At 55.2% G+C, this 15,638-nt stretch carries 14 protein-coding genes and 1 riboswitch; of the genes, 5 read left to right on the forward strand and 9 right to left on the reverse strand.

Features of this window, described 5'->3' with window-relative positions; all coding sequences use genetic code 11:
- From IEW12_RS09775 to cobT, 4 genes are all read right to left on the reverse strand, one after another.
- Complete coding sequence (locus IEW12_RS09775) at positions 1-1,872, reverse strand: TonB-dependent receptor domain-containing protein (RefSeq protein ID WP_188565879.1); 1,872 nt, start codon at positions 1,870-1,872, stop codon at positions 1-3.
- A 148-nt stretch (positions 1,873-2,020) separates the two neighbouring features.
- A riboswitch (cobalamin riboswitch) is annotated at positions 2,021-2,279 on the reverse strand.
- 112 nt (positions 2,280-2,391) lie between these two features.
- Positions 2,392-2,973, reverse strand: a complete 582-nt coding sequence (locus IEW12_RS09780) for a histidine phosphatase family protein (RefSeq protein WP_188565880.1) — start codon at positions 2,971-2,973, stop codon at positions 2,392-2,394.
- Positions 2,974-2,977: 4 nt separating this feature from the next.
- A complete protein-coding gene (locus tag IEW12_RS09785; RefSeq protein WP_188565881.1) occupies positions 2,978-3,751 on the reverse strand; it encodes an adenosylcobinamide-GDP ribazoletransferase in 774 nt (257 codons plus the stop codon).
- A gap of 9 nt (positions 3,752-3,760) precedes the next feature.
- Positions 3,761-4,792, reverse strand: coding sequence for a nicotinate-nucleotide--dimethylbenzimidazole phosphoribosyltransferase (cobT, locus tag IEW12_RS09790; RefSeq protein WP_188566767.1), 1,032 nt, complete (start codon positions 4,790-4,792; stop codon positions 3,761-3,763).
- A gap of 206 nt (positions 4,793-4,998) precedes the next feature.
- Here cobT and IEW12_RS09795 point away from each other — a divergent pair, with 206 nt between their 5' ends.
- Positions 4,999-5,847: an alpha/beta hydrolase gene (locus tag IEW12_RS09795; protein ID WP_188565882.1), complete on the forward strand. Its 849-nt coding sequence runs from the start codon at positions 4,999-5,001 to the stop codon at positions 5,845-5,847.
- A gap of 56 nt (positions 5,848-5,903) precedes the next feature.
- Here the strand turns inward: IEW12_RS09795 and IEW12_RS09800 are convergent, their stop codons facing one another.
- The gene (locus IEW12_RS09800; protein ID WP_188565883.1) at positions 5,904-6,302 is read right to left on the reverse strand and encodes a diacylglycerol kinase; all 399 of its coding nucleotides are present in this window, start codon (positions 6,300-6,302) and stop codon (positions 5,904-5,906) included.
- A 285-nt stretch (positions 6,303-6,587) separates the two neighbouring features.
- On the opposite strand from IEW12_RS09800, the gene IEW12_RS09805 reads away from it, so the two are divergent.
- Entirely contained in the window at positions 6,588-7,370 is a 783-nt protein-coding gene (locus tag IEW12_RS09805) for an IclR family transcriptional regulator (RefSeq protein WP_188565884.1), read from the forward strand.
- Positions 7,371-8,093: 723 nt separating this feature from the next.
- Here IEW12_RS09805 and lepB read toward each other — a convergent pair.
- The 4 genes from lepB to tkt all read right to left on the reverse strand — a co-directional run bounded on the left by lepB (position 8,094) and on the right by tkt (position 12,628).
- Positions 8,094-8,786: a signal peptidase I gene (gene lepB / locus IEW12_RS09810; RefSeq protein WP_188565885.1), complete on the reverse strand. Its 693-nt coding sequence runs from the start codon at positions 8,784-8,786 to the stop codon at positions 8,094-8,096.
- Positions 8,787-8,919: 133 nt separating this feature from the next.
- The gene (gene gap / locus IEW12_RS09815; RefSeq protein ID WP_188565886.1) at positions 8,920-9,933 is read right to left on the reverse strand and encodes a type I glyceraldehyde-3-phosphate dehydrogenase; all 1,014 of its coding nucleotides are present in this window, start codon (positions 9,931-9,933) and stop codon (positions 8,920-8,922) included.
- Between the two features lie 122 nt (positions 9,934-10,055).
- The gene (locus IEW12_RS09820; protein ID WP_308789123.1) at positions 10,056-10,616 is read right to left on the reverse strand and encodes a GNAT family N-acetyltransferase; all 561 of its coding nucleotides are present in this window, start codon (positions 10,614-10,616) and stop codon (positions 10,056-10,058) included.
- On the reverse strand, positions 10,613-12,628 hold the full coding sequence (gene tkt / locus IEW12_RS09825; protein WP_188565887.1) for a transketolase: 2,016 nt from the start codon (positions 12,626-12,628) through the stop codon (positions 10,613-10,615). The genes IEW12_RS09820 and tkt overlap by 4 nt, the downstream gene beginning before the upstream one ends.
- A 185-nt stretch (positions 12,629-12,813) precedes the next feature.
- On the opposite strand from tkt, the gene speE reads away from it, so the two are divergent.
- Genes speE through IEW12_RS09840 form a run of 3 tightly spaced genes read left to right on the forward strand, consistent with a single transcriptional unit; the run spans position 12,814 to position 15,637 of the window.
- Entirely contained in the window at positions 12,814-14,079 is a 1,266-nt protein-coding gene (gene speE / locus IEW12_RS09830) for a polyamine aminopropyltransferase (protein ID WP_188565888.1), read from the forward strand.
- Positions 14,076-14,486, forward strand: coding sequence for a hypothetical protein (locus IEW12_RS09835; RefSeq protein WP_188565889.1), 411 nt, complete (start codon positions 14,076-14,078; stop codon positions 14,484-14,486). The genes speE and IEW12_RS09835 overlap by 4 nt, the downstream gene beginning before the upstream one ends.
- Complete coding sequence (locus IEW12_RS09840) at positions 14,486-15,637, forward strand: glutathionylspermidine synthase family protein (RefSeq protein ID WP_188565890.1); 1,152 nt, start codon at positions 14,486-14,488, stop codon at positions 15,635-15,637. Before IEW12_RS09835 ends, IEW12_RS09840 begins: the two co-directional genes overlap by 1 nt.
- The last annotated feature ends 1 nt before the right edge of the window (position 15,638 follow it).

The following is a 15,638-nucleotide window of genomic DNA, read 5'->3' on the forward strand; positions in this document are numbered from 1 at the left end:
TTACTTGAAACCGTAGTTCAGGCCAACATAGACATTCGAACCCATGGAATTATAGTTCTTTGCCAGTTGATAGTCTTTATCCAGCACATTGTTCCAGCGGCCAATGACAGACCAGCTAGGTGCGATGTCGTAGGTTGCGTACAGGTTCAGCAGGCTATAACCGCCCAGGACCTTTTTGTTCGCAGCATCGTCAAAACGCTTGTCGGAGAATGTAGTCTCTACGCCCACTTTGGCTTTTGCAATAGTGTATTCCGCAGCGATGTTGCCGTGCTGTTTGGCACGGCGAGCCAATTGCTTGCCTGTCGTATCATCCTTGGGATCCTGGATATCCAGCGAACCGCGCAAGCTCAGGTCGCCGAACTTGGTGGAGCCGCCTATCGTCAGGCCGGACAAGGTTGCTTTTTCTACGTTGTACGCGCAGCCGAAAGGATGGGTATCTTGTTGTACCGGGCAAACATTGGTGCTGACCAGCAGGTCAGTCAGCTTGTTCTGGTAGTACACAGCGCTCAACTGCGTGTCGCCCAGTTCATAGTAGATGCCGACTTCTGCATTCTTGCCTTTTTCCGGTTTATTGCTGGCAATACCGAAACCTGGATAGTACAACTCGTTGTATGTCGGAGCACGGAAGCTGGTACCGTAGCTGGCATTGACGCGCAATGCATCGTTGATGCGATAGCCGTAGGCAATGCTGCCGGTGGTATTGGAGCCATACACGGAGCTGTCGTCATAACGCACGCTGGCGCTAGCCAGGTGGGCGCCGCTTTTCATCACATACGATGCAGCGAAAGAATCGGTTGTACGTTTGCCGTTGAGGCCGACTGTTGTAGTCTCCACTTTTTCTTCGCGGTTTTCATACATCAGTTGCAGCACATCCTTGCCGAACATCAGATCACTCTGGATGTTGAAGGTGTCTTGCTCGGTATTGATCTGGCTCTTGCCATAGGACGCGTCAGTAAAGGATTTGTCCTTGGCTTGTGCGTACTGGGTCTTCACTGTCCAGTTGTCGGCCAGCTTGTTCTTGCTGTACACAGCCAGTGTTTGCAGGTCTTGCTGCGTGCGGTCGTCATAGCCTGGACCTGCATCAAACTGCGCTTTCAGGCGGCTTTGCAACAGATTCAGACCGAGTTCCTGGCCCTTTGACCATTCATAGGCAAGGCGGCCGCTGACGCTATCCAGCTTGTAGCCGTCTTTATCCGGGTTATAGGTAAAAGCGCCTGCAGCAGGCGTGCTGGCAGAAAAGCCGTCTGCTTCTTCATGCGCGACATTCAAGGCGAAACTGAAGCGGCTATCCAGCGCGCCGGAAATGCCGGCATCAGCCTTGCGCAAGCCATAAGTGCCGGCGCCAACGGATGCCGTTGGGGTAATGGCCGAGCTGCCTTTTTTAGTAAAGACCTGGATCACGCCGCCAATCGCATCCGCACCGTACAGGCTGCTCAGCGGGCCATAAACGATTTCGATGCGCTCAATCTGGGACAAAGGAATAGTCGACCAGGTTGCGCCGCCCGTGGTGGAGGAACCGATACGCACGCCATCTACCAGCACGACGTTTTGTGCGTTGCTGGTACCGCGGATGAACACGGAAGAAGTCGTGCCGGGGCCACCATTATGCGTCACCTCAACACCGCGCTGCTTTTGCAGCAGATCGACCAGCGAAGATGCGCCGGATTTGGCGATTTCATCTGCAGTGATAACGACGTTATCTGCCAGTACATCCTTGGCAGCCTGGGCCTGGCGGCCGGCTGTCAGGACAACGGCTTCTGCAGTGCCGGTGTCTGCGGCAAATGCTGATGCAGGAAAAAGGGAGGCAACAGCCAGGCTGATGGCGAGCGGCTTCAGCGCTGAAATAGCGCGGCGAGAAACAATAGAGGTCATGATAGCTACAATAAAGGGCAACCAGCCAACGTCCCCGCAGGCTGGATTGAACAAAAGCACCGCGATCAATCCCATTACCATTACGCGCTGCATTTTTAAAACGCAGCATCTGGCAATGAGGTGTCGTAGGGAGAGTTTCCCGTCGGCGGTACTTTCACCTATTCTGGCCGGTATCCGGGCTAACAAGTATGGCCATCCGACCTTCCCATGCAAACTGCACAGTGGTATTGGAGAGAGCTTGCCTGTCGCCTTCAAAAAAACACGGAAGACTGACAAGGCACTTGTACACCGTTGCGGGGGCAGCACACATTATGCAAATCGCAGAAGCCTGCGTGAAGATGCACTGTGTTTCCCGTTTAACCGCAGACATGAATATGTCCGCGAGCACCAAAACCCCGCCATTTTATAGACTCTTGGGCTGAGTATCAAGGCAAGCCGCACTACTCATGCAACACAGGAATGTTGAGCGATGAAAAAACTTCCCGCTTGGGCATCAATGAAAATATCAATTCAACAACGTCAGCGCCGGGCAGGAAAAGCCGGCAAATCGACCGCCAGGCACTGTCCATACTGCAGCGCATGAGGATGCGATGCAGCTTGCAGAGCCATCTCTGCTGCAGATATTCGCACCTGATAAGCCAGCATCAGACGTATCGTGCCGGCATGGCAGATCAATGCCAAACCGCCGCCATCTGCATGCATCAAGCGGATGTCTTCAAGAAAGGCCAGCACACGCACCGCCATGATTGCCACACTCTCACCACCGCCCGGCCGGTAGTGTGAAGTATCTTTCGCCCAGGCATTAATTTCCGTGCGCGGAATTTCGTCCCAGCGCTGCATTTCCCAAGCGCCGAAATCCATCTCCTGCAGGCGTGCATCCAATACGGGCGGTGCGCACTGCATTACCTGCGCCAGTTGCAGGGCAAGTGCAGTGCATCGCCGCAGGGGGCTAGAAATCAGGTGAATGCCTGCCGGTAAAATTTTCGCCAGCGATTCTGCAAGCTCGCGGCAATGCTCTGCATCGGCAGGGATGTCGGACTTACCGTAACAAATGCCGGCATCAATCTCAGGCCGCGGATGGCGAATCAGATGGATGCGCATCGCATTAGATGAAACGGCTCAAGGCGGCTGCAAAGCCGAGGTAAAACGCCAGTTCGGAAAGCTGCTGCACCGCTCCTAGGCAATCTCCGGTATATCCGGCAATACGCAGCACAAACAGGCGCGCCAGCCAGCAGCCGGCCAGCACAAGCAATACCAGCCCCGCCATAAAATTCATCAGCAGGAAAGCCTTGCAATACAACAGTATGCCTATGGGCAGCAGCACACTGATACAGGCAATTGCAAATTCAGTATCCGACATGTGCTGCGCCAGCGGCTTGGCCTTGCCTTCCTGGCGCGCGTATTCCAGACGCCAGATCAGGCTCACCGCCATCAAGCGCGACAAGGGGTGGGCGATCAGCAAGGCAGGCACCACCCAGCCCGAAGGCAGGCTGGCAAGCGCGGCACACTTCAATAACAGCATCAGAGTCACGCCTATCGCACCATAAGCGCCGACGCGCGAATCCTTCATGATCTCCAGCACACGCTCCGGCGTAGAGCCGCCGCCAAAGCCATCGCAAACATCGGCAAAGCCGTCTTCATGGAATGCGCCGGTCAGCCATATGCCTGACGCAGTGGAAAGAACGACGGCAACCGGCTGCGCCCAGAGCATTGAAGCTATTGCATACACCAGCGCCGTGCAAACCGCGACTACCCAACCAACGGCGGGAAAATAGCGCGATGCATGATGCAGCCAGGAAGCATCAAATCCTACCCAGCGTGGAATGGGAATACGCGTGAAGAACTGCAGTGCGATGAAGAACAGGCGTAGCTGATGCACAATCTGGCCTTAGCTTTTTCCTGCGACATTGGCCGATTCAAAGGTCGCCATCTGCCACATGAAATTTACTGCAGCCTGCAGCAGAGGATACGCAAGCGCGCCGCCGGTACCCTCACCCAGCCGCAGATCCAGTTGCAGCAAAGGCCGTGCATCCAGTGCATCCAGCATCTTTGCGTGGCCGCTCTCATCCGAGCGGTGCGCAAACACACAATAGTCGAGTATGGCCGGCTGCAGTTTCGCAGCAACCAGCAAGGCGGAGGTGACGATGAAACCGTCTATCAGCAGCACCATGCGGCGCGCTGCAGCTTCCAGCATCGCACCTACCATCATCGCCACTTCAAAGCCGCCGAAAGTAGCCAGTATGTCCAGCGGCTGCGTCACGTCCGCATGCAGGCTCACTGCCTTTTCTATCACCTGCTGCTTGTGCAGCACGCCCTCCGCAGACAGACCTGTGCCGGCACCCACGCACTCAGCCACAGGTATGCCGGTCAGCTTGTGCATCAATGCCGCGGCGACGGTCGTATTACCTATCCCCATTTCTCCGAAGCCCACTACATTGCCCGGCAAAGCCACGACCAGGGATTTTCCGTGCTGTATCGCCAGCCGGCACTGTTCGCTGGACATCGCAGCTTCTTGTGCAAAATTATGGGAGCCCATCGCGACTTTGCGGTTGATCAGTTGAGTACGCTCACCAAACTCATGCTTCACTCCGGCATCAACGATATGCAGCGCAATGCCGTTTTGCCTGGCAAAGACATTGATCGCAGCGCCTTCCGCCAGAAAATTTTCTACCATCTGCCAGGTCACGCTTTGCGGATAGGCCGAGATATTTTCGGCACAGATGCCGTGGTCGGCGGCAAACACCAGGATGGACGGCTGGCTCAATGCCGGCTGCGTACTTTGCTGTATCAGGCCTATCTGCTTGCCCAGGCTCTCCAGCCGGCCAAGGCTGCCTGGCGGTTTGGTTTTGTTATTGATGCAGGCGTCCAGCGCCTGTGACAGCGTGGCGTTCTGGGTGGATGAGATGGCGGGAATCATGATTTTTCTGTCTGCTGTGTTGGCTGTATTGGAATCGGATGGCTGCTGGAGTCCGGAAAAGCGGCTAGTGTAGGCCTTTAGCATCTGCAAAACAAATATTCTTATGAGGCTGCTGCAAAATCCGGCAACAAGCTCAGGAACTGCATGCCTCAGCATAGTCTATCGCCCTTTCGGTTACCATTAGGCTTTTGACGACACTGCACCACACCATGCAAAACCCTTCCGAGTACTACAGCCAGCAATACAATGCCCGCGCCAGCATTCCCGATCATCCCTACATTTTTACCCGCTGGGTCAACCAGTCCACGCTGGTCCGCCGTACCAATGCCGGCCTGTTTGACTTGATGTATGGCGAAAAACTGGAAGAGCGGCTGGATATTTTCCCTGCCCGTACCGGCGGAGGCCCCTTGCTGGTCTTTATCCACGGTGGCTGGTGGCGCTCTCTGGACAAGTTCGATTTTTCCATGATCGCACCGGGCTTTACCAGTGCAGGCATCAATGTGGCGCTGACCAACTATACACTGGCACCGGGAGCCGATATCGAAGAAATCGTGCAGCAGCAATTGCGCGCCGTCGCCTGGCTATACCGGAATGTAGAGAAATACGATATCGATCCGCAACGCATTGTGATCGCAGGCCATTCTGCCGGTGCTCATCTGGCGGCAATGATGATGGCCGCGCAGTGGCCAACTTATGCGGACGACCTGCCGCCAGACCTGATCAAGGCCGGTGTGCTGACCTCCGGCCTGTATGACCTGACGCCGGTGCCGCATGCCGAATTCGTCAATGTGGATTTGAAGCTGACGCAGGAAAGAGCGCTCGCGCTGTCGCCGGGCTTCATGCCGCAATCGCATGCAACGCCTTTCATCACCGCGGTAGGCGGCCTGGAATCGGATGAATTCAAGCGCCAGAACAGCCTGATCGCCTCTGCCTGGAAGTCCCAGCACCGTACGGACATTCCGCTACCGGAAGCGAACCACCTGACAATCTGCGATGCGCTGACAGACCGTGAAAGCCCGCTATTCAAAGCCATGCTGGAACTGGTTGCCGGCGTCTAGCTACACAATCCAACGCGCTGCCCTGCACTGGCGGGACAGCGCGGCTTGAATAGTTTTCAGTAGTAAAAGCGGTTAAACAAGACTACCGCCCATGTCGCCACCGCGATCAAAAAAGTCAGCAGCACTGCTGCACTGCCAAAGTCCTTGGCGTTCTTGGACAGTGAATGGCGCTCCAGCGATACCCTGTCGACCACGGCCTCTATCGCCGAATTGAGCAGCTCCACGACCAGGATCAATACCAGCACCGCGATCATCATCAGCTTTTCAAATGCCGATACCGGCAAAGCCAGCGCAATAATGGCGCCGATCACCACCAGCACCAGTTCTTGCCGGAAGGCATGTTCATTCTTCCAGGCATTTTTAAAGCCGTCCAGGGAGTAAAAGAATGCGGAAAATATCCTTTGCACGCCACTCTTGCTTTTGAATTCACTTACCGGCTGTTCTTGATTGTGCATGCACGACCTTACGTAAAAATCACTAAATACATCTATATGCCCGCTGATTTTTCCTTCCCAGCAGCTTATCCATTCAGCAAGCCTGCAGGCGAATTTTAACAGGACTTCTTCCAGCGCCTGCCGCGCGGCTCCGGCAATGGAATATATCTTTTACCTTGGCAGTCCACGCTTCCGGTTTTGCCGAATATCTCTTGCACCCGAACAATACATGTTTTTTGTGACAGTTAGCTGACGTGCTTTTCACATTATGGTATAACTAAGTTATTGCATCGCACCAACCATATTATGAAAAATGAACCAAGCAACGATAAGACATCGATCCAGGTCATTGAACGCCTGGTGTCGCTGCTCGATGTCTTATCCAATTACCAAGACCCTGTCAGCCTGAAGGAGCTGGCGATAGAAACCGGCCTGCATCCGTCCACCGCGCACAGGATACTGAACGACCTGGTCACTACCCGCTTCGTCGACCGCGCAGAACCGGGCACCTACCGTCTGGGCATGCGCCTGCTGGAACTGGGCAATATCGTCAAAAGCCGCCTGAACGTGCGCGAGGCCGCGCTGGAGTTCATGCGCTCGCTACACCGCCAGACACATCAGACCGTCAACCTGTCCGTCCGCCAGGGAGACGAAATCGTCTACATAGACCGCGCCTTCTCCGAACGTTCGGGCATGCAGGTAGTCCGCGCCATCGGCGGCCGCGCACCTTTGCATCTGACGTCCACCGGCAAACTATTCCTGTCACTGGACGAACCCAAGGCGATACGCGCCTACGCTACCCGCACCGGCCTGGCTGGCCACAATAAGAATTCCATCACAGACCTGAGCAAGCTGGAAGGCGAACTGCGCTCGGTACGTGAATTCGGCTATGCCAGGGATAATGAAGAACTGGAGCTGGGCGTGCGCTGCATGGCAGCCGGCATCCATGATGACAGCGGCAAGATGATCGCCGGCCTGTCGATTTCTGCACCGGCGGATCGCCTACAGGAAGAATGGCTGGAGGACCTGAGGCGCACTGCGGCGCAGATTTCGGCTACTTTGGGATATGTGGAATCGCAGGCTTTGTAAGTGGCGTAGCGCGACGCAGGCGCGTTTTGATTCGCGCCCGTTATGCTTACTAGTTCCGCTTGTCGGGTTTTAAAATTGCTGGCCGGGGGTAGCCCGGCGGCTACTTCCTTTTCTTGTCTCGCCAAGAAAAGGAAGCAAAAGAAGGCGACCGCAAGCCTCGCCCCTTCGGGGTACCCGATTATGCGGTACAAAAAATGGGAAACAGGCGAAACTCGCCTTCGGCTCAGACACACCTGTTTCTGATCCATTTTCTGTACCGCACAATCGGCGAAGCTCCGAGCGGTTGAAAGTCAAAGGCAAGATCAAAAGCCAAGCCAAAACCCAAATCAAAAACAACGGCAACCAGATTCTCCAATTCTTGCAGAAAACGAATCTGCAAAATTCAGCCATCTGATTTTGATGTTCGGGGTTGGGGTTGCTGTTGTTTTTGACGTGTCCGCTGGGGACGCAGCATTTTGTGCTTTACAGAAAATGGATCAGAAACAGACGTTGTTTGAGCGCAGCGAGTTTCGTCTGTTTCCCATTTTTTGTAATGCAGCAAAATGTGATGGCGCACAGCGCCATCACCCGTAGGGCAAGTCTGCGGTCGCCTTTCTTTGCTTACTTTCTTTGGCGAAGCAAAGAAAGTAAGTAGCATGCCGGGCCACCCCCGGCCAGCAATCTAAACAAACGCGTAGACCATCAACAACACAGATGGCTTCAGAGGCATCGCCCAAATAAAAGCTAAACCGCCGCCCCTATCCTCTCCCACCGAGGCAAATAATAATTATCCCCATCCAGAGAGAACAACAGCCTCTTCACCTGGCCGGTAATCAGCTCACGCTTCACGAAACCGATATAGCGGGAATCCTTGCTATTGTCGCGATTGTCGCCCAGCATCAGGTATTGCCCCTCCGGCACCTTGACCGGACCAAAGCTGCGCATTGCTATCTTGCCCGGCATGACGATGATGCCGTGCTGTAGCGCGCCCAGGCTTTCGTGCAGCACCAGTTGCTCGCCCTGGTATTCGCGCTCAGGGGTCATGTGCTTCTTGTCGACACCGGCAAGCATTTGATAATCGGCCTTGACGCCATTGATCACCAGATGTTCATCCTTCATCTCCACCACATCGCCGGGAACGGCAATCAGGCGCTTCACCAGGCGAACGCCGTCTTCCGGCGAACTAAAGGTAACCACGTCACCCCTTTGCGGATCGGATAACTGCTTCAGGATCACATCGGTGAAAGGCAGCTTCACATCATAGGCCAGGCGGTCACAGATGACGCGGTCGCCTTCGACCAAGGTTGGATACATGGAGCTGGACGGCACCAGGTACCAGTCAGCCAGCGCGCTACGCACCATCAGCATGCAAAACAGGAACAGCAGAAAGCCTTTATTGTCTGAAAAAAGTTTCTTGGCATAACTGGTATTCAACATGGCTCATGTCTCCGAATAATTCGATCCGTATGATCGTCTGGTTTTGGACAAAAAAATACCCCGAAAAGTTCGGGGTATTTGGCAGTTTTCATGCAACTTTCATACAAATTTCAAGGCTAGCTCGGAAATCTGATTATTTTGCGCTCATCAATGCAATGGTTGTGTCCAGCATGCGGTTGGAGAAACCCCATTCATTGTCATACCAGGACGATACTTTGACCAGGCGGCCGGATACTTTGGTCAGCGTGGAGTCAAACGTGCTGGAAGCAGGATTGTGATTGAAGTCTACCGATACCAGCAACTCGTCGTTGTAGTTCAGGATGCCTTTCAACGCCGGTGTTTCAGACGCATCTTTCATGATCTTGTTGATTTCTTCAACAGTCGTGTCGCGCGCAGCGATGAAGGACAGATCGACGATGGACACATTGATAGTTGGAACGCGGATTGCGTAACCGTCCAGCTTGCCGTTCAATTCAGGCAATACCAGGCCCACTGCTGCTGCGGCGCCGGTTTTTGCAGGAATCATGCTTTGCGTAGCGGAACGGGCGCGGCGCAAGTCTTCATGCATCACGTCTGTCAGCACCTGGTCGTTGGTGTATGCATGCACGGTAGTCATCAGGCCGTTGACGATACCGACGGCATCGTTCAGGGACTTGGCCAATGGAGCCAGGCAGTTAGTCGTGCAGGATGCATTGGAAATCACGGTATCTGTCGATTTCAATACTGTGTGGTTCACGCCATAAACAATGGTTGCGTCAACGTCTTTGCCGCCTGGAGCGGAGATGATGACTTTCTTGGCGCCGCCTGCGATATGCGCAGATGCTTTTTCTTTCGTAGTGAAGAAGCCTGTGCATTCCAGCACGACGTCTACACCTTCGGCACCCCAGGGAATATTGGCAGGATTGCGTTCCGCGAAAACGCGGATCTTGTCGCCATTGACGATCATGTAATCGCCTTCCACGGTGACCGTGCCAGGAAATTTACCATGCGTTGTATCGCGGCGTGTCAGGTGAGCGTTTGAATTGGCATCGCCAAGGTCGTTGATCGCAACGATCTGGATGTCATGCTTCTTACCGCCTTCGTAATGAGCGCGAAGGATGTTACGGCCGATACGGCCATAGCCGTTGATTGCGACGCGAATCGTCATGGAGTTTCTCCTAGAGAAAGGTAATAAAATCGAATTAACTCAAACAAGCCACTAAACTGCTTTTCCGCCATATGCCACCGCATTAATGCCACACGAATGCCATACAGTGGAAGTTGAATCTATCAGTGCAAATTCCTGCGTAAGGCGGCAGTACCAGGCAACAGCATTGCCACACTCTTCCACCCGTAACCAACTTCCTGCAAATCCATGCCATCCCAATTGAAGCCCTGCTCTATCAGCAGTTCTGCGCCGAGGTGTTCGTAAAACTTGCGGGCCGGTTTATTGCCGGAGATGACCCACACCAGCAAACCCTTTGCCCCTTTGGCCTTCAGGGCCTGCGCCACATCCTGCACCATGCGCCGGCCTATGCCGGAACGCTGCATGTCCGGGCTCAGATAGACTGCAGTCAGCTCTGCATCCAGGCCCAGTTTTTCTTCCGGCAGCAGCATGCCGGAGGCAAAGCCGACGATGCCGTTTTCGCTCTCGGCAACAAACACGCATACCCTGTCGCTGGCTACTTCCAGTATCTTGGCCCAGTGGGCGGCGCTTTCATCCAGCTTCATGTCGTCCAGATAGCTATCCGGAATCATGCCGCGGTAAGTGGCGCGCCAGCTCTTGATACGTACTTCGGCGATAGCCTCGGCATCCGCCACGGTGGCCGGACGCAAAATCACATTCATCATGCCTGGTAGTTCTTTACTGTTTCGTTGACGACTTTCACGACATTTTCTGTCGTAAAGCCGAAGTGCTTGAACAGCACCGGCGCAGGAGCAGACTCACCGAAGGTATCGATACCGACGACTGCACCTTCCAGGCCCACGTATTTGTACCAGAACGAAGTCACACCGGCTTCAATGGCGATGCGCGGCAAACCCTTGCCCAATACGCTGGCCTTGTAGGCTGCGTCCTGGCGATCGAACACATCGGTGGACGGCATTGAAACAACGCGTACCGGCGTACCTTGCTGCGCCAGTTCTGCCGCAGCCTTGACGGCCAGTTCCACTTCAGAACCTGTGGCGATCAGCACTGCCTTGGCGCCGGCAACATCTTGCAGCACATAGCCGCCGCGCTGGATGTCGGCGATTTGTGCTGCTGTGCGTTCCTGGTAAGGCAGGTTCTGGCGCGAGAAAATCAAAGTGCTTGGACCGTTATGGCGCTTCACTGCATGCGCCCAGGCGCCGGCAGATTCCACGGTGTCGCAAGGACGCCAGTTGTCCAGGTTAGGGATCAGGCGCAGGCTGGAAATGTGTTCTACCGACTGATGCGTAGGACCGTCTTCGCCCAAACCGATGGAGTCATGCGTGAACACGAACAGCGAACGGATCTGCATCAGCGCTGCCATGCGAATCGCATTGCGGCTGTAGTCGGAGAAGGTCAGGAAGGTTGCGCCGAAAGGGATATAGCCGCCGTGCAGTGCAATACCGTTCATGATCGCGCTCATGCCGAATTCGCGCACGCCATAGTTGATATGGTTGCCGGCCTGGTTGCCGCGTACTGCGACAGATTCTTTCCAGTTGGTCAGGTTGGAACCTGTCAGGTCGGCAGAGCCGCCCAGGAATTCTGGCAAGGACGGTGCAAAGGCCTGGATCGCATTCTGGCTGGCTTTACGGGTCGCGATGTTTTCTTTTTTCTCTACGCAAGAGGCGATTGCCGCTTTCACTACTTCATCAAAATTGGCGGGCAGTTCGCCTTTCATGCGGCGGCTCAGTTCAGCCGCTTCTTTCGGGAATTTGTCGGCGTAGGCTTTAAAGTCGCCATCCCATTGTGTTTCCACTGCCTGGCCCTTGGCCTTGGCATCCCAGGCGGAATAAACATCGGCAGGAATTTCAAATGGCGCGAAATCCCACTGGATATGGCTGCGCACTGCAGCGATTTCCTTGTCGCCCAATGCGGCGCCATGCACGTTATGCGTGCCTTCCATGTTAGGAGAGCCTTTGCCGATCACGGTTTTGCAGCAGATCAGCGTCGGCTTGTCGGACAGTTTGGCGGCAGCAATCGCTTTCGATACTTCTGCGGCATTGTGGCCATCCACAGCAGGAATCACATTCCAGCCATACGAAGCAAAGCGCTTGGGCGTATCGTCGGTGAACCAGCCCTCTACGTGGCCGTCAATGGAAATGCCATTGTCGTCCCACAGCGCGATCAGCTTGTTCAGGCGCAGTGTACCTGCCAGCGAACATGCTTCATGCGAGATGCCTTCCATCAGGCAGCCATCGCCGAGGAATACATAGGTGTGATGATCAACGATATCCATGCCCGGCTTGTTGAATTCCGCTGCCAGCAGTTTTTCTGCCAGCGCCATGCCGACTGCATTGGTAATGCCCTGGCCCAGTGGGCCGGTAGTGGTTTCTATGCCTGGAGTGATATGCACTTCAGGATGACCCGGCGTCTTGGAATGCAACTGGCGGAAATTGCGCAGCTCGTCCATGCTCAGGTCATAGCCTGTCAGGTGCAGCAATGCATAATGCAACATGGAGCCGTGGCCATTGGACAGCACGAAGCGGTCGCGGTTGATCCACTTTGGATTGGTCGGGTTGTGACGATAGTGTTCTGTCCACAGAGCAACAGCGATGTCCGCCATCCCCATAGGCATGCCGGGGTGACCGGAATTGGCCTTTTGTACTGCATCCATTGCCAATGCGCGTATTGCATTGGCCATTTTGGTGGTTGTTGCTGGCTGGAGAGAAGAAGTCATGGCGGTCAGTGGTAGTCTGGGGTGATTTTGAAAATGCTTAGCACTAAGCTTGACACAAAATTAAGAAAACAAGCTTAACAATACTGCAAGTCAGAACATGCGAGGTTCTGCAAAGCCCATTATTTTACCAGAGCATGACGCGCATATTACAATTGCTGCTTTTATATCAAGCAATTCAAGGCTTTATGGAAGGTTTACACCTCACGGCGGACTGTTTTGATTGCACTTGCCATCGATCTTTATTACTGGATCAAAAAGAGTTAAGCGACATCGCGGTTGCAGCCGCACTGCAGGCCGGACTGACAGTTGTCGGAGAGAAATTCCACTCTTTCAGCAATCCGGACGGCAGCGCCGCCGGTGTCACTTGCGCACTTCTGCTGGCCGAATCGCACATCGCGATCCATACCTGGCCTGAGCGCAATGCAGTGACGCTGGATGTGTATGTCTGCAACTTCAACGACAACAACAGTGACAAGGCGCGCGACATCATCGCCATGCTGGTCGAAGCATTTCAGCCAGCCTCTGTCTCCAGGCAGCAGCTGACGCGCGGCAGGCAGCATGATGCGCCAGCTGTGATGACATGGGAAAAACTGACGCCGCACACCGCCTATGGCACGCAATTGGGGCATACGATTGCTGAGGCGAGCAGCAGTTTCCAGCATATACAGATCAGTGAATCGGCGGAGTTCGGCAAGATCATGCGCATAGACGACGCCTACATGACATCCGAGAGAGACGAGTTCTTTTATCACGAGTGCCTGGTGCATCCAGCCGCGTTAGCCCACCCTGCCCCGCGCCGCGCATTGATCATCGGCGGCGGCGATGGCGGTTCGACCGAGGAATTGCTGAAGCATCCAGGCATGGAACATGTCAGCCTGTGCGAGATCGATGCGGAAGTGGTCCGCCTGTCGCGCGCGCATCTGCAAAACATCCATCACGGCAAGCTGGATGACTCCAGGGTCGAGCATGTCCACGCAGACGGTTTTGCATTCATACGCGAAGCCACAGATTCTTATGACCTGATCCTGCTGGACTTGACCGACCCTGTGACTCCGTCAGGCACCACGCTTGCCGCTGGCTGCGTCACTGTGGATTTTTTTGCCGATTGCAAACGCAGGCTGTCGCAAGATGGCTGCCTGGTGATGCACCTGGGCAGCCCGTTTTATCATCCGCAACGCTTCGCCGGCACCGTCGCCGACTTGCGCAAGAGCTTCCGGTTTGTACGCCCTTACACCGTCTTTGTACCTCTGTATGGCGCGCTATGGGGGATGGCAATCGCCAGCAACACGCTGGACCCTTGCGAGCCGGAGATCGCTACACTGGAAGAGCGCATCCGCGAACGGCGCATCGGCGACCTGCAGTACTACAACGCAGAAATACACAAGGCGCTATTCGTTCTTCCCAATTTCGTGCAAAATCTGCTACACAACAACAAGCAGGAGATGCAGTGAGTCATTCCGCACATCCCCACACCACTCGCCCCAAGCGCAAAAGCGGCGCGGTGCCGCTGGCGCTGGCAACGACGCTGGCTGCCAGCACCGCCCTGAGCGGCTGCGGCAACTCGGGCAGCAGCACCACGATACGCGACGGCTATACCAGCCTGGACGATTGTGTGAAGGACTGGGGTTCCGCCGACAAATGCCAGCGCCCACCGGGCAGTACAGGCGGGTCAAGCCACGGCGGATCCGGCGTGAGCCATTACTACGGCCCCAGCTACAGCGAAGGCGGCCGTGAAGCCGCACAGCGCAGCGCCACCGGCAGCAGCACCTCCGGCAATCACGCAGTCAGCCGCAGCGTCAGCAGTATCAGCCGCGGTGGTTTCGGCGGCAGCGCGCACGGCTCTTCGGGCGGCGGCTGATGATCAGGGAATCCTTAACGCCGCGCAGCAACTGGCAGGCGCAATTTGAATCGCTGGGATTCAGCTACCATTCCATCGACGGGCTGTACTGGGATGAGCGTTACGCTTACCGCTTTACCGCCGCGCAAATAGATACGCTGGAACAGGCGAGCCTGGATTTGCACCAGATGGCGCTGCAAGCAGCCGAGCATGTGATCCGCACTGAAAGGCTGGAACAGTTCGCCATTCCCAAGGCATTCTGGCCGCTGGTAGAGCAAAGCTGGCGCGACAGGGAGTTTTCACTATACGGCCGCTTCGACCTGAGCTGGAATGGTGAAGGCCCGCCCAAGCTGCTGGAATACAATGCAGATACGCCTACCGGCCTGGTGGAATCCAGTGTCGCCCAATGGTATTGGCTGCAGGATGTCTACCCGCACGCGGACCAGTTCAATTCCCTGCATGAAAAGTTGATAGAACAATGGAAATCCTACTCCGCCAAAGGCATGCTGCATTTTGCCTGTGCCGGCGGCAATGAAGAAGATGAAGGCAATTTGTCCTATCTGCGGGACACCGCCATCCAGGCCGGCCTGGCAACCAAGCAATGTGCGATAGAGGAACTGGGCTGGGATAGCAGCAACGAAGAGTTTGTCGACAATGCAGATGTCAGGATAGACAATCTGTTCAAGCTTTACCCCTGGGAGTGGCTGTGCCGCGAGGAATTCGCGCCGCAATTATTGACGCAGACAAAACAGCCGGCTCAGCGCATGCGCATCATCGAACCGGCGTGGAAGATGCTGCTGTCCAATAAGGCCATATTGCCGGTATTGTGGGAATTGTTCCCCGGCCACCCTAACCTGCTCCCTGCGTACTACGATGCCTGGAAGATCAGCGGCAATTTCGTCAAGAAACCATTATATTCGCGCGAAGGCGAAAACATCTCCGTCTATGCCGACGGCAACGTGATTCACACACCGGGTGAATATGGCGCAGAAGGCTATATCTACCAGGCCTATGCGCCGCAGCCGAAGTTTGATGACGGCATCACGCCCGCCTATACGTCGATAGGCGCGTGGATAGTCGGCGATGAGGCGGCCGGCATAGGCATACGCGAAGATGAAACCCTGATCACCAAAAACACCAGCCGCTTCATCCCCCACTACTTCGTCGACTAGG

This window comes from Parundibacterium terreum, assembly GCF_014636315.1.
Classification (GTDB): Bacteria; Pseudomonadota; Gammaproteobacteria; order Burkholderiales; family Burkholderiaceae_D; genus Undibacterium; species Undibacterium terreum.